This window comes from Aquamicrobium aerolatum DSM 21857 (genome assembly GCF_900113935.1).
In the GTDB taxonomy this organism is placed as follows: Bacteria; Pseudomonadota; Alphaproteobacteria; order Rhizobiales; family Rhizobiaceae; genus Aerobium; species Aerobium aerolatum.
In genome coordinates this window covers 20,850-33,739 of sequence record NZ_FORF01000019.1, presented here as the reverse complement: position 1 = coordinate 33,739, position 12,890 = coordinate 20,850, and the positions used below count along the sequence as shown (strand labels likewise).

At 61.1% G+C, this 12,890-nt stretch carries 14 protein-coding genes; 9 read left to right on the top strand and 5 right to left on the bottom strand.

Going from position 1 to position 12,890, the window contains the following annotated elements:
* Positions 1 to 73 precede the first annotated feature (73 nt).
* Positions 74 to 715, top strand: coding sequence for a helix-turn-helix domain-containing protein (locus tag BMZ42_RS14795; protein WP_091523948.1), 642 nt, complete (start codon positions 74 to 76; stop codon positions 713 to 715).
* A gap of 221 nt (positions 716 to 936) precedes the next feature.
* Here the strand turns inward: BMZ42_RS14795 and vapC are convergent, their stop codons facing one another.
* The 5 genes from vapC to BMZ42_RS14770 all read right to left on the bottom strand — a co-directional run bounded on the left by vapC (position 937) and on the right by BMZ42_RS14770 (position 5,256).
* Positions 937 to 1,338: a type II toxin-antitoxin system tRNA(fMet)-specific endonuclease VapC gene (gene vapC, locus BMZ42_RS14790; RefSeq protein ID WP_091523945.1), complete on the bottom strand. Its 402-nt coding sequence runs from the start codon at positions 1,336 to 1,338 to the stop codon at positions 937 to 939.
* Positions 1,338 to 1,568, bottom strand: coding sequence for a type II toxin-antitoxin system VapB family antitoxin (gene vapB / locus BMZ42_RS14785; RefSeq protein ID WP_091523943.1), 231 nt, complete (start codon positions 1,566 to 1,568; stop codon positions 1,338 to 1,340). Before vapB ends, vapC begins: the two co-directional genes overlap by 1 nt.
* Before the next feature lie 174 nt (positions 1,569 to 1,742).
* Positions 1,743 to 3,119 carry an aspartate aminotransferase family protein gene (locus BMZ42_RS14780; RefSeq protein ID WP_091523996.1) on the bottom strand — a complete coding sequence of 459 codons (1,377 nt, stop codon included), beginning with the start codon at positions 3,117 to 3,119 and terminating at the stop codon, positions 1,743 to 1,745.
* 25 nt (positions 3,120 to 3,144) lie between these two features.
* Complete coding sequence (locus tag BMZ42_RS14775) at positions 3,145 to 4,638, bottom strand: NAD-dependent succinate-semialdehyde dehydrogenase (protein WP_091523941.1); 1,494 nt, start codon at positions 4,636 to 4,638, stop codon at positions 3,145 to 3,147.
* Positions 4,639 to 4,764: 126 nt separating this feature from the next.
* Positions 4,765 to 5,256, bottom strand: a complete 492-nt coding sequence (locus BMZ42_RS14770) for an Lrp/AsnC family transcriptional regulator (protein WP_091523938.1) — start codon at positions 5,254 to 5,256, stop codon at positions 4,765 to 4,767.
* Between the two features lie 63 nt (positions 5,257 to 5,319).
* Here BMZ42_RS14770 and ehuR point away from each other — a divergent pair, with 63 nt between their 5' ends.
* The 8 genes from ehuR (at position 5,320) to eutC (ending at position 12,878) form a co-directional block, all read left to right on the top strand.
* Positions 5,320 to 6,705, top strand: a complete 1,386-nt coding sequence (gene ehuR, locus BMZ42_RS14765) for a MocR-like ectoine utilization transcription factor EhuR (RefSeq protein ID WP_091523993.1) — start codon at positions 5,320 to 5,322, stop codon at positions 6,703 to 6,705.
* A gap of 297 nt (positions 6,706 to 7,002) precedes the next feature.
* Positions 7,003 to 7,791: an ectoine/hydroxyectoine ABC transporter ATP-binding protein EhuA gene (ehuA, locus tag BMZ42_RS14760; protein ID WP_091523935.1), complete on the top strand. Its 789-nt coding sequence runs from the start codon at positions 7,003 to 7,005 to the stop codon at positions 7,789 to 7,791.
* A gap of 43 nt (positions 7,792 to 7,834) precedes the next feature.
* Complete coding sequence (gene ehuB, locus BMZ42_RS14755) at positions 7,835 to 8,680, top strand: ectoine/hydroxyectoine ABC transporter substrate-binding protein EhuB (protein WP_091523932.1); 846 nt, start codon at positions 7,835 to 7,837, stop codon at positions 8,678 to 8,680.
* Positions 8,681 to 8,824: 144 nt separating this feature from the next.
* The gene (gene ehuC, locus BMZ42_RS14750; RefSeq protein WP_091523930.1) at positions 8,825 to 9,484 is read left to right on the top strand and encodes an ectoine/hydroxyectoine ABC transporter permease subunit EhuC; all 660 of its coding nucleotides are present in this window, start codon (positions 8,825 to 8,827) and stop codon (positions 9,482 to 9,484) included.
* Positions 9,484 to 10,143 carry an ectoine/hydroxyectoine ABC transporter permease subunit EhuD gene (gene ehuD, locus BMZ42_RS14745; protein WP_091523927.1) on the top strand — a complete coding sequence of 220 codons (660 nt, stop codon included), beginning with the start codon at positions 9,484 to 9,486 and terminating at the stop codon, positions 10,141 to 10,143. The genes ehuC and ehuD overlap by 1 nt, the downstream gene beginning before the upstream one ends.
* Position 10,144: 1 nt before the next feature.
* Positions 10,145 to 10,921, top strand: a complete 777-nt coding sequence (gene eutA, locus BMZ42_RS14740) for an ectoine utilization protein EutA (RefSeq protein ID WP_091523925.1) — start codon at positions 10,145 to 10,147, stop codon at positions 10,919 to 10,921.
* Complete coding sequence (gene eutB / locus BMZ42_RS14735) at positions 10,918 to 11,889, top strand: hydroxyectoine utilization dehydratase EutB (protein WP_091523923.1); 972 nt, start codon at positions 10,918 to 10,920, stop codon at positions 11,887 to 11,889. Before eutA ends, eutB begins: the two co-directional genes overlap by 4 nt.
* On the top strand, positions 11,886 to 12,878 hold the full coding sequence (gene eutC / locus BMZ42_RS14730; RefSeq protein WP_091523920.1) for an ectoine utilization protein EutC: 993 nt from the start codon (positions 11,886 to 11,888) through the stop codon (positions 12,876 to 12,878). The genes eutB and eutC overlap by 4 nt, the downstream gene beginning before the upstream one ends.
* Positions 12,879 to 12,890 lie beyond the last annotated feature (12 nt).

Here is a 12,890-nt window from a genome sequence, read left to right as displayed (position 1 = left end):
ATTAGAAACTTTTGTCAATCGAATTTTCTGATAAGAGTATTCCAGAGGTGCAGCCTGCGGACGGAGTTCGACGATGCAAGATACCAATGACAGCGAAACCTTTGCGTTCGGGCCCCATTTGCGCACCCTACGCCGGAATGCCTCGCTAACGTTGAAGGCAGTGGCGGAGCGGGCAGGGTTGGCGGTTTCGACCATTTCGAAAATCGAAAATGATCGGATGTCTCCGACCTATGATGTGTTGCTCAAACTTGCGAAGGGGCTGGGGGTAGATCTCGTTACTCTAATGGCCGGCGGCGAGCGGGCAGTTTCGGACGCGCCCGCAGGCAGGCTTGATGTCACGAGATCATCGGAAAGGAACGCCTACCCAACCGGGGTGTACGTGTATGAGCCGTTTGCGATGCGGCTGACCAATCGACTGATGGACCCGACACTGGTTCGGGTCACTGCGCGTTCGCGCGATGAATTTCCTGACCTGGTTCGCCATCCGGGGGAGGAATGCGTATTCGTCCTCACTGGAGCCGTTGAACTGCATCTTGAATTCTACGCCCCTATTCGTCTCGAGGCAGGCGACAGCGTCTATTTCGACGGCCGGATGGGGCATGCGTACATTTCGGTGAGCGAGGACGACGCTCAGATCCTCAACATCTGTGCTGGCGTCGGCGAACAGGGCATCGGGCAACTTACAAATGGCATGCTCACTGAGCTCAATGACTAGGACGCCATCTTGGCATGCAGTTCAGACCGCGTCCGATGCATTTCGATGCTAGAGCAATTCCAGCAAAAGTGCGAAGCGGTTTTGCGTTCGGAATTGCTTAAAAACAAAGTGTTAGAGCAAGCCAGCGATTCGAAGAAAAGCGGAAATGATCTGGTGTCGGAGAGCAACCGTGTACAAAATGCGCTCCCTAAACCTGCGTCGCGGACCGGTATGAGTATAGGTCAGACGGTCCAGTCTTCGACACGCAGGCCGGGCACGCGATCAAACTCGCGCCGGTTGTTCGTTACCATGATGAGGCCGCGAGAGCGCGCATGTCCAGCGATCAACTGGTCATATGGCCCTATTGGCGTTCCGCTTCGTGCAAGCTCTGCACGAAGCTGGCCAGTGTGGCTGGCCGCCAGTTCATCATAGTGGAGCACGTTAAGGCGTGCGGCAAAGCCTTCAACGACGCTGAGATTGCGCTCTGCATTCGCTGACTTTTCTGCCCCGTAGATCAATTCCATCAGGCTAACGGAGCTGATGCACAGCTGACCGTGGTGGCGCGTGAACGCGTCGCGTACCTGCTGTGGCTTGTTCTTGATCGTGAAGATGCAAATGTTGGTATCCAACATATATTTTAGCATCACAACGCTTCGCGCTCCTGCACGTCAGGCTGATCACGTTCGTCCATAAAGTCTGATGTCGCCACCGGACCATCGAACCAGCTATCCCAAACTTCGCCAGCTGGGGCGATAATCCGCGTACGTCCGACCGCGATGATATCGACGCGCTTGACGTCATCAGGCAAAGCGACCGCCTTGGGCAATCGGATAGCCTGGCTGCGGTTACTTTGAAATACTGCACCTTGTTCCATGACAAACCTCGCTGGCATCTACAGAAGGGATATCCCGAAGATAGATCGATTTTGGGATATGTCAATGGGATATACGCTGTGGAGCATGTGTCATTGCGATCGTGTCCGTGGGCGACCAAACGCCCTTCGGTGAGATTGCCGGAGCAGCTGCATGCCGCTCCGGCGACACCAAAGTCAGCGCCCGAACACGTCGTCGAGTGCTTTGACGGTTTTTTCCACCACGATATCCGCCTCTTCGCGGGTGATACAGAGCGGCGGGGCAAAGCCGAGGATGTCCCCTTGTGGCATGGCGCGGCCGATGACGCCCCGTTCCAGCAAGGCAGCTGCAATCTGCGGTCCGATTTTTTCCGAGGCGTCAAAAAAGACACGGTCATCGCGGTCTGCAACAAATTCCACGGCAGCCATCAGGCCGTCGCCACGCACCTCACCAACGTGCCTGTGCGAGCCCACAGCGTCCGCCAGCTTCTGGCGGAAATAGGCACCGGTTTCGCCCGCATTGGTGACGAGATCCAGCTTGTCGATCAGCTCCAGATTGGCAACACCGGCTGCGGCGCAGATCGGATGCGAGGAATAGGTCCAGCCGTGGCCGATTGCGCCAAGCTTGTCGGATCCTTGCACCAGCACGTTCCACATTTCCTCGGCGACGATTGTGCCCGACAGCGGGGCGTAGGCCGAGGTCAGGCCTTTTGCGATGGTGATGAGATCGGGCTTCATGCCGTAATGGTCCGAACCGAACATCGTTCCAAGCCGGCCAAAGCCGGTGACGACTTCATCGGCGACCAAAAGCACGTCGTATTTCTTCAGAACGGCCTGAATCTTCGCCCAATAGCCTGCCGGTGGCGGAACCAGTCCCCCGGTGCCGAGTATCGGTTCGCCGATAAAAGCGGCAACGGTTTCCGGACCTTCGGCGAGGATCATTTCTTCAAGCTTGTCGGCGCAATGCTGCGAGAACTGCTCTTCCGTCATCGAGCGGTCCTCGCGGCGGAAATAGTAAGGAGCCTCCGTGTGCAGGATTGGCGCACGCGGCAGGTCGAAGGCGTTGTGGAACACGTCGAGGCCGGTCAGCGAGCCGGTCATTACGCCGGAGCCGTGATAGCCGCGCCAGCGCGAAATGATCTTCTTCTTCTCAGGGCGTCCCAGAACGTTGTTATAGTACCAGATCAGCTTGATGTTGGTTTCGTTGGCGTCGGAGCCTGACAGGCCGAAATAGACGCGGCTCATGTGAGCGGGCGCGCGGTCGATGATCATCTTGGACAGCGTGATCGAAGCGTCGGTGCCATGGCCGACATAGGCGTGATAATAGGCGAGCTCATGCGCCTGTTTTGCAATGGCTTCCGCGATTTCGGTGCGGCCATAACCGACATTGACACAATAGAGGCCGGCGAAAGCATCGAGGCTTTTCTTGCCGGACTTATCGGTGATCCATACGCCTTCACCCCCGACCATCACTCGGGTTGGCGTTTCGCCGCGGGCATGCATGCCCATATGGGTTGAGGGATGAAAAAAGTGATCGCGATCCCAGGCGGTCAATTCGTTGGAACGGTCGAGCATGGCAAGGTCCTTTCGTCGGGCCGTTTCAGGCAGCATCGAGACAGAGATATTTGAGGTCGGTGAAGGCTTCGAGGCCATGGCGCGCGCCTTCGCGGCCGAGGCCCGACTGCTTCACTCCACCAAATGGAACCGGCGCGCCGGTGATCTTCACGCGATTGATGGCGACCATGCCGTAGTCGAGCGCGCGCCCCATCCGCAGTTGGCGCGCACCGTTTTCGGTCACCACATAAGCGACGAGGCCGTATTCGGTCGCGTTGGCACGTGCCATGACCTCAGCTTCGGTATCGAAAACGGTGACTGCGGCCACCGGCCCGAACGTCTCTTCATGCATGATGCGCGCGTTGTCCGGGACATCGACCAGCAGCGTCGGCTGGTAAAACAATGTTCCGGCATCGTGGCGTTGTCCGCCGGTCAGGCAGCGTGCGCCGCATGAAACTGCGTCGGCTACCTGTTGTTCCACCTTGGCGATAGCACGTTCGTGCATCAGCGGGCCGATCTCGACGCCATCCTCCAGCCCCATGCCGACCTTCAGTGCAGCAACGCGCGCGGCAAAGGCCGTGCAAAAGCGCGCATAGATGCCGCGCTGGACATAGATGCGGTTGGCGGCAAGGCAGTCCTGCCCGGAGGTGGCGAACTTCGCGTCGACTGCAATTTTCACGGCTCTGGCGATATCGGCGTCGTTAAACACGATGAGCGGAGCATGACCGCCCAGTTCCATCACCAGGCGTTTCATCGTTGGCGCACATTGTGCGGCAATCAGGCGGCCAATTTCGGTTGAGCCGGTGAAGCTGAGCGCCCGCACACGTCTATCTTCGCAAAGAGTGCCGACGATGGTTTCTGCGTCGCCGGTGACAACGTTGAAGACACCTGCAGGGATTCCCGCACGTTCGCCCAGCTCCGCCAGCGCCAGTGCCGAGAGCGGGGTTTCCGATGACGGATGGGCGACAATCGTGCAGCCTGCAGCAAGAGCTGCAGCGGCTTTGCGGGTGAGCATGGCAGAGGGGAAATTCCATGGCGTCACGAGTGCGACAACGCCCAGCGGCTCGCGGCGCACCATCATTTCCGTTTCCGGCAGATGACTGGTGACACTTTCAGCGTTCACACGACGCGCTTCTTCCGCATACCATTCCACGAAGGAGGCAGCATAGTCGATTTCGCCACGCGCTTCTTCCAGCGGCTTGCCCTGTTCCAGCGTCATGAGCAGCGCAAGGTCTTCCTTTGACGAGACAATCAGGTCGAACCATCTGCGCAGAATCGCGGCACGTTCCTGCGGGAGCAGCACGCGCCATGTTGGAAAGGCTTTTGATGCGGCATCCACGGCGCGCACCGTTTCGGAACGTCCAAGCGCGGCGACCCAGGCCAGGCTCGCGCCCGTTGCCGGGTCGTTGACGTCAAATCCCTCGCCGTTCTCCCCGGCGGTCCATTGACCGCCGACATAGGCAAGTTCGCGATGCAGCCGTCGGTCGGACAGCCTGTCAAACGCCTGGTGGCGGATCGTGCGGGCAAGTGTGGCAGACATGACGGCCTCGCGAGTTGAACGATGCCGTCAGCCTAAGCGTGAATTAGCGGAGAAGGGGACTGTTTGCGCTATGATTGGAAGAGAAATCAGCTGTGGAAATTCCCGCAAGCGGAGAAACTGTCTCCGTCAGATTTCGGCCGACAGCAATTGCATCACCGGCTGCACCACCTCGTCCTTCACGGTGCGGGTGATGATGTAGGTGAAATAACGGTCGATACCGATCTCCTGTTCGAGCAACGAATCGATAAAACGTTGATAGGCATCGATGTCGCGCGCCGCGACCTTTACCATGTAGTCGATACCGCCGCCGACCGACCAGCATGCGACGACCTCCGGGCAGGCGCGGATCGCGCGTTCGAAACGCTCGAAATCGGCCTGTCGGTGGTTTCCGAGCGTCACCTCGACCAGCACTCCGGTGACCGGCGCGACCACGCGCAGGTCAAGCCGCGCATGATAGCCGGCAATGATGCCCGCCTTCTCCAGCCTCGCCAACCGCGTCCAGCAGGGGGTCGGTGACAGCCCTGCCTTCTCGGCGAGTGCGAGTTTGGTAATACGTCCGTCACGCTGGATCGCGTCGAGGATCTTCAGGTCGATGGCATCAAGTCGGGGCGCGGTCATGGGGCAGCATTGGTTTCCTGAGCAGGATTGTCAATTGACATGATTAGCGTCATTAATGAACTCATGACAATATGGCGCCCCGATCCTGCTCTAATTCGTCGTCCGGCTTACCTTTCTCTGGCGGACCAGATTGCGCGGGCGATTCATGAAGGGCGGCTGGAAAATGGTACCCAGCTGGCGACGCATCGGCAGCTGGCGGATGAGATGAATTTGTCAGTTCAGACGATCAGTCGCGCCTATGAGGAGCTGATACGGCGCGGGCTGGTTTCTGGAGAGATCGGGCGGGGGACGTTTGTGCAGGCACGCCAGCCGGAACCGACGCCGCCCTATCTGCCCGAACGACTGGGTGACCTGATTGATTTGTCGATTCTCAAGCCGGTGTGCGAGCCGATGCATCTGGACAAGATGCGCGCGATGCTGGGCCAGCTGGCGCAGGATCTGCCGGCCAGCGCGGCGCTGTCATTTCGACCCAACAACATCTTTCCGCGCCATCGGCTGGCGGCAGCGGAATGGCTGCTGGGCTGCGGGCTGGAAACCTCGCCGCTCAACATCAGCGTCACCAATGGCGCGACCGCCGGCATGACGGTGGCGCTGATGACCGCTGCCCCACAAGGAACAACGGTCGCCACCGAGGCCATCGGCCATCACACGCTGGTGCCGCTGGCCAGCTATCTGGGCTTTCACCTCGAGGGGCTGCCGATCGACCGCGAGGGAATTTTACCGCAGGCGCTGGACGACGCGTGCACACGCGGCAATATTCGCGCCGTCTTCGTCCAGCCGTCGGCGATCAGCCCCACGGCGACGCTGATGGGCGCGGCACGGCGCGCCGCGCTGGTTGAGGTGGCGCGAAAGCACGACATCGCCATCATCGAGAACGACATTCTTGGCCCGCTGGTGACCCGCAGCGCGCCGCCGATTGCGGCGCTTGCGCCGGAACGCACCTTCTACGTTACCAGTTTCACCAAGATCACCGTGCCCGGTCTGCGTATCGGTTATCTGGTTGCGCCCGACCGTTTCGTCGCCGCTATCGCCAACCGCCATCTGGTGTCGAACTGGATGGCAACGCCGCTGGTGGCTGAGATGGCGACGCGTTGGGTGCAGGACGGAACGGCCGCCCAATTGGTTGAATGGCAGCGCACAGCAATCCATCAGCGCCACGCGATTGCATCGGAAGTGCTGGCCCAGACGCCGTTCCGGTCACAACCGGAAAGCCTGCATGTCTGGCTCGATCTGCCGGAAGGCCAGGCGGAAGAAAGCTTTGTCGCACAGGCACGGCTGCAAGGCGTGGCCATCGCGCCCGGCATGTCCTTCCGTGTTTCCGACGCGCCGTGGACGCCGTCGGTACGCATCTCGCTCGGCTCGACCAGCGAGACGGAACTGCGCACCGGACTGGGCATCGTCGCCAAGTTGCTGATGGCCGATCCGGAACATTTGTTGCTGGCGATCTGAAGCGACACTCGTGCCAACACATCAGGGCAGGTGAACCTAATTCACTGACCTGCCGCGAGATGTGCAACAAAATCAGTCAGATACCAACAATTCGAAAGATTTCGGGCCAAATCTGTCCACAATCAGGTTCAGGCGACACATTTCGTCCAGTTGCCCGGAAGCAACTGCCAAATCGGGAGAATTCCGTCGCAAACGAACAGGCGACTGACCAATCAAATTGTCATGATATTATTTTCCGGATTGACATGATTTGAAGCCTTCCCCATCGTTAATGACGCAACGGGAGACGGGACATTCATGACAGCGGCCATCATCAAGATCGACAAGATCAGCAAGAGCTTCGGCGTGCTGAAGGTCCTGGACGATCTGTCGATGCAGGTAAGGCCCGGCGAAAAGCTGGCGCTGATCGGGCCGTCGGGTTCAGGCAAGACGACGATCCTGCGTATCCTGATGACACTGGAACAAATCGACGGCGGCCATATCGAGATCGAGGGCGAACAGCTCTACCACATGCCGAAGAATCGCAGCGGGTTGGTGCCAGCGGATGAGCGTCACCTCGCCAAGATGCGCCAGAAGATCGGCATGGTGTTTCAGCTGTTCAATCTGTTTCCGCACAAATCGGTGATCGACAACGTGACGCTCGCCCCGCGCCTGACCAAACATGTTTCGCGCCCCGATGCGGAAAAGCGGGCGATGGAACTGCTCGATATGGTCGGCATGGCCGACAAGGCCAAGAACATGCCGGCGCAACTGTCGGGCGGCCAGAAGCAGCGCGTGGCAATTGCGCGCGCTTTGGCGCTCTCACCGAAGATCATGCTGTTTGACGAGGTGACCTCGGCGCTCGACCCGGAACTGGTCGAGGAAGTGCTGAACGTGATGCGCAAACTCGCTGCCGAGACGGACACGACGATGCTGCTGGTGACCCACGAAATGGGCTTTGCGCGCGATTTTGCCGATCGGGTCCTGTTTTTCGACAGGGGCAAGATCGTTGAGGAAGGCACGCCAACAGAAATTTTCTCCAATCCGAAACAGGAACGTACGCAGGCGTTTTTGAAAAAGATCATCGCGGCAGGCCATCGGGTGTGACCGCAGGCGACAACAAAAGATCCAGGGAACAAGGAGCAAGACCATGAAGAAACTAATCTTCGGCGGGCTGGCCGCCATGACAGCCGTCGCAGCCATCGCCATTGGGGCACAGGCGCAGGACAACCCGAAACTCGACCAGCTGAAGGAACAGGGCTTCGCCCGCATTGCCATCGCCAACGAACCGCCATTCACCGCCGTTGCCGCCGATGGCAAGGTGTCGGGAGCCGGGCCGGACGTGGCACAGGCGGTGTTCGAACGTCTCGGGGTGCCGGAAGTCGTGGCGTCGATCTCCGAATATGGCGCCATGATACCGGGGCTGCAGGCGCGCCGTTTCGACGTGGTCACTGCTGGCCTGTTCATGAAGAAGGACCGCTGCGAAGCGGTCGCCTACTCAGAACCGATCCTGTGCGATGCTGAGGCCTTCCTCGTCAAGAAGGGCAACCCGAAAGGGCTGAACACCTACGCTGACATCGCTGCCCATGCCGACGCCACCATCGGCGCGCCCGGCGGCGGTACAGAAGAAAGGCTGGCGCTTGACGCCGGGGTGCCACGCGACCGCGTCGTCGTCGTGCCGGACGGCCAGAGCGGCCTGCGCATGCTGCAGGATGGTCGTCTCGATGTCTATTCGCTGCCAGTGCTGTCGATCAGCGAACTGGTGCGGCTGGCCAAGGATGACAGCCTCGAAATGATCGCGCCGATTTCGGACGCGCCGGTCTATTGCGACGGTGCCGCCTTCCGCAAAGGCGATGAGGCACTGCGGGATGCGTTCGACGTCGAACTGGCCAAGCTGAAGGAAACGGGCGAGTTCGCCAAGATCATCGAGCCCTATGGCTTCTCGGCCGCCGCGGCGATGTCGACATCGCGCGAAAAGCTCTGCGCCGCGCAGTAACAGCAAAGCACGGCTCTCTTCTCTTCGGGAAGAGAGCCGTCACCCATCCATCCTCAGTGGCTCGGCGTTTCATGTCTGACAGCTTTTTCCCCCGAATGTGTGGCCTTCGAGGCTCGCACCGCAACAGATGGGGCAACGTCGCCGATGATTGATTGGTCCGGATATCTCGGCCTGATCCTGCAAGGTGCGCTGGTGACCGTCCAATTGACGGTCATGGGATGCGCGCTGGCACTGGTTATGGCGTTTTTGGCGGGTCTTGGACGCCTGTCGCATTATGCTGCGGTACGCTGGCTGGCGACTGCCTATATCGAGTTTTTCCGTGGCACGTCGATTTTTGTCCAGCTGTTCTGGGCCTATTTCGTGCTGCCGCTGCTGGGGTTTGACTTGACCTCGATGCAGGCTGGCGTGCTGGCGCTGGGCCTGAATGTCGGCGCCTATGGCGCGGAGGCGGTGCGCGGCGCGGTGCAGTCAATCGGCCGCGAACAGTTCGAGGCCTGCGTGGCCGTCAACCTGTCGCGCTATCAAACCATGCGTCATGTGATCCTTCCGCAAGCGGTGATCCTGATGCTGCCGACCTTTGGCAACAACGCCATCGAGTTGTTGAAAGCGACCGCCATCGTGTCGCTGATCTCACTGTCCGACATGACCTTTCAGGCCCAGGTGGTGCGGGCGCAGACTGGCAACACGCTGATCCCGTTTGCGACGATCCTGGTGCTCTATTTTGCGATGGCGATGACGATCTCAGCCGGGATGCGCTGGCTGGAACGCCGCCTGACGCGCGGTCTCGATGGAGTGCGCAGCTGATGGAATGGGATTGGCAATTCGTCTGGCAGATCATGCCAACCCTGCTGGAAGGGTTCAAGATCACCATTATCGCAACGTTGCTTGGCTCGGTGCTCGCCGCCATTGTTGGCATGGTGTTTGCGGTTCTGCGCCGCTCGCCGAACCCTTATGTCGCGCGGCCGGTCGGGCTGGTGGCCGAGTTCATTCGCGGCACGCCGCTTCTGGTGCAGCTTTATTTCCTGTTTTACGTGCTGCCCTCGGCTGGCATCCTGCTGTCGCCGCTGGTGGCCGGTGTCATCGGGCTTGGTCTGCACTATGGCACCTACACCGCCGAGGTCTATCGCGGTGGGATCGACAACGTGCCGCGCGGCCAGTGGGAGGCGGCGAAAGCCTGCAATCTCAATCCGGTGCAGACATGGGTGCACGTGATCATGCCACAGGCGATTCCGCCGATGATCCCGGCGCTGGCAAACTATTTTATCGCCATGTTCAAGGAGACGCCGCTGCTGTCGGCGATTACCGTGCTGGAACTGATGAACCAGGCGCGCAGCATCGCCAACACCAATTATCGCTATATCGAACCGATGACGATGGTGGGGGTGTTCTTCCTGACGGTTTCGATTGTTTCCGTATTCGGGTTGCGCTGGCTGGAACGGCGCTACGGGCGGGTGGAGCGGTAGAATGGCAGCCCTGAAAATCCGTCAGCGCTCAACAAGACCGCCACTCGATGCGCGGCCACGCGACAGCCGCGTCGGGCTGGTGATCCTGGCGACCGACCACACCACCGAGCCGGACTATGCGCGGATGGTGGCGAGTGACCACATCGGCGTCTATGTCACGCGCGTTGCCTATGCCAACCCGACGACGCCGGAAAACTTGCGGGCGATGCAGCCAGCTTTGAGCGCGGCGGCGGCGCTGATCCTGCCGGACGAGCCGCTCGACGTCGTCTGCTATTCCTGCAACTCGGCGTCGGTGGTGATCGGCGACGACGCGGTCGAACGGGCTTTTCAGGCAAGCAAGCCGGAGGTTGCAGTGGTGACGCCACCGCTGGCAACGGTGAGGGCGTTGCAGTCGCTGAGCGCGCGGCGGATCAGTATTCTGACGCCCTATCTGGCCGAGACCAGCGCGCCGGTGGCGGACTATTTCGTAGCCAAGGGTTTCGACGTTGTAAGCTTCACCTGTCTTGGGATGGACGATGACCGCGAGATGGCGCGGATCGCACCGGCGACGCTGGTGGATCTGGCGCGCGAGGCGATGGACCCGCAGGCGGATGCGCTGATCATCCTGTGCACGGCACTGCGGGCCGCCGAAGCGGCAGCCAGCATCGAGGCCGCGCTCGGCAAGCCGGTGGTGACGAGCAATCAGGCAACCGCATGGATGTGCCTGCGGCTGTGCGGCGACGAGCGCGCCATGCCGGAACGGGGGCGCGTGTTCTCGCTGCCTTTGGATGCGGCATGACGGTAGCGCTGGCAGAGATAAGGGCCGCGCAGGCGCGGATTGCAGGCAAGGTCGAGCGCACGGCGTTGCAGCTGTCCGACGCGCTGGCGCGCCATTGTGGCGTGCCGGTCTACATGAAGATGGAGCACCGCCAGCCAACCGAATCGTTCAAGCTACGTGGCGCGACCAATGCCGTCGCGATGCTGGATCCGGAAGGGCGCAAACGTGGCGTGGTCGCGGCCTCGACCGGCAATCATGGGCGAGCGCTGGCCTATGCAGCAAGGCTGGAGGGACTAGGCGCGACGATCTGCATGTCGCAGCTGGTGCCGCAGAACAAGCGCGACGCGATCGCGCTTCTGGGCGCGGAGATGCGCATCGTCGGCGACAGTCAGGATGACGCTCAGGTGGAGGCCGAGCGGCTGGTCGAGGACATGGGCATGACCATTGTGCCGCCGTTCGATCATGAAGATGTCATCGCCGGTCAGGGTACGATCGGGCTGGAGCTGATCGAGGACCTGCCTCAGGTCGACACGGTGTTGGTGCAGCTGTCCGGCGGCGGGCTTGCGTCGGGCGTCGCGGCGGCGGTGAAGGGTTTGCGCCCACAGGCGCGGGTGATCGGTGTCTCGATGGCGCGCGGCGCGGCGATGCAGGCGAGCCTTGAGGCAGGCAGGCCGGTGCAGCTGCGCGAGGAGGAAACGCTGGCGGATTCGCTCGGCGGCGGCATCGGGCTTGCCAATCGCCATACATTTTCGATGTGCCGCGACCTGCTCGATGGCGTGATCCTGTTGTCGGAGGAGGAGATCGCGGCGGGCATCGTCCACGCCTATCGCGAGGAACGCGAGATCGTGGAAGGCGCAGGGGCGGTGGGCATCGCGGCGCTGTTGGCGGGCAAGGTCATGCCAGGCGGGCCGGTGGCGCTGATCCTGTCGGGCCGAAATATCGACATGGAGCTGCACCGGCGCGTCATCAACGGGGAGGGGCGGCCATGAGCCGGATGACGATCCTGACCGAAGCGGAATTGCGGAAAATCGTGAAGCTTGACCTTGCGGCGGTCGCCTGTGTCGAGGACGCGTTTCGCGCGCTGGCGACGCAAAGGGTGGCGATGTCGCCGATCCTGCGGCTCGACATTCCCGAGCATCGCGGCGAGGTCGACGTCAAGACGGCTTACGTTCCCGGCCTTGACGGGTTCGCCATCAAGATCAGCCCCGGCTTCTTCGACAATCCCAAGCTGGGGCTGCCCAGCGTCAACGGCATGATGGTGCTTTTGTCGGCAACGACCGGGCTGGTCGAGGCGCTGCTGCTCGACAATGGCTACCTCACCGATGTGCGAACGGCGGCAGCTGGTGCGGTGGCGGCGAAGTATCTGGCGCACGAGGGGGCGAAGGTTGCGGCAATCTTCGGGGCCGGAGTCCAGGCGCGGCTGCAACTGGAAGCGTTGATGCTGGTGCGCCCGATCCGTGAGGCGCGAATCTGGGCGCGGGATGCAGCCAAGGCAGAAGCGCTGGCGGCAAATCTGCGTGCCGAGCTTGGCATTGACGCACGCGCTGAGAGCGACGGCGCGCAGGCGGTGGCCGGAGCAGACGTCATCGTCACGACGACGCCGAGCGAAACGCCGATCCTGATGGCGCAATGGCTGTCAGCCGGGCAGCACGTCACGGCGATGGGATCGGACGCAGAGCACAAGAACGAGATCGACCCCGAAGCGCTGCGCCGCGCCAATGTCTATGTCGCCGACCGGCTCACCCAGACGCGGGTTCTGGGCGAACTGCACCATGCAATTGAAGCGGGGCTGGTGAACCCTTCGACGGAATTTGCCGAACTGGGCCAGATCATTGCCGGAACCGCAACAGGCCGCCGCTCCCCGTATGACATCACGTTTTGCGACCTGACCGGCACCGGCGTTCAGGACACGGCCATCGCCACGCTGGCGCGCGAACGGGCGCGCAATGCAGGCGCCGGCACAATTTTTGACAGTTGAAACCGAGGAGTT

Excerpts from the sequence above, each read along its gene's own strand:
- BMZ42_RS14770 (WP_091523938.1), bottom strand. The coding sequence starts at position 5,256 with ATGACCGCGCCCCGACTTGATGCCATCGACCTGAAGATCCTCGACGCG.
- vapB (WP_091523943.1), bottom strand. The coding sequence starts at position 1,568 with ATGGAACAAGGTGCAGTATTTCAAAGTAACCGCAGCCAGGCTATCCGA.
- BMZ42_RS14780 (WP_091523996.1), bottom strand. The coding sequence starts at position 3,119 with ATGCTCGACCGTTCCAACGAATTGACCGCCTGGGATCGCGATCACTTT.
- ehuB (WP_091523932.1), top strand. The coding sequence starts at position 7,835 with ATGAAGAAACTAATCTTCGGCGGGCTGGCCGCCATGACAGCCGTCGCA.
- ehuD (WP_091523927.1), top strand. The coding sequence starts at position 9,484 with ATGGAATGGGATTGGCAATTCGTCTGGCAGATCATGCCAACCCTGCTG.
- ehuC (WP_091523930.1), top strand. The coding sequence starts at position 8,825 with ATGATTGATTGGTCCGGATATCTCGGCCTGATCCTGCAAGGTGCGCTG.
- ehuA (WP_091523935.1), top strand. The coding sequence starts at position 7,003 with ATGACAGCGGCCATCATCAAGATCGACAAGATCAGCAAGAGCTTCGGC.
- vapC (WP_091523945.1), bottom strand. The coding sequence starts at position 1,338 with ATGCTAAAATATATGTTGGATACCAACATTTGCATCTTCACGATCAAG.
- BMZ42_RS14795 (WP_091523948.1), top strand. The coding sequence starts at position 74 with ATGCAAGATACCAATGACAGCGAAACCTTTGCGTTCGGGCCCCATTTG.
- eutB (WP_091523923.1), top strand. The coding sequence starts at position 10,918 with ATGACGGTAGCGCTGGCAGAGATAAGGGCCGCGCAGGCGCGGATTGCA.
- eutA (WP_091523925.1), top strand. The coding sequence starts at position 10,145 with ATGGCAGCCCTGAAAATCCGTCAGCGCTCAACAAGACCGCCACTCGAT.
- eutC (WP_091523920.1), top strand. The coding sequence starts at position 11,886 with ATGAGCCGGATGACGATCCTGACCGAAGCGGAATTGCGGAAAATCGTG.
- BMZ42_RS14775 (WP_091523941.1), bottom strand. The coding sequence starts at position 4,638 with ATGTCTGCCACACTTGCCCGCACGATCCGCCACCAGGCGTTTGACAGG.
- ehuR (WP_091523993.1), top strand. The coding sequence starts at position 5,320 with ATGACAATATGGCGCCCCGATCCTGCTCTAATTCGTCGTCCGGCTTAC.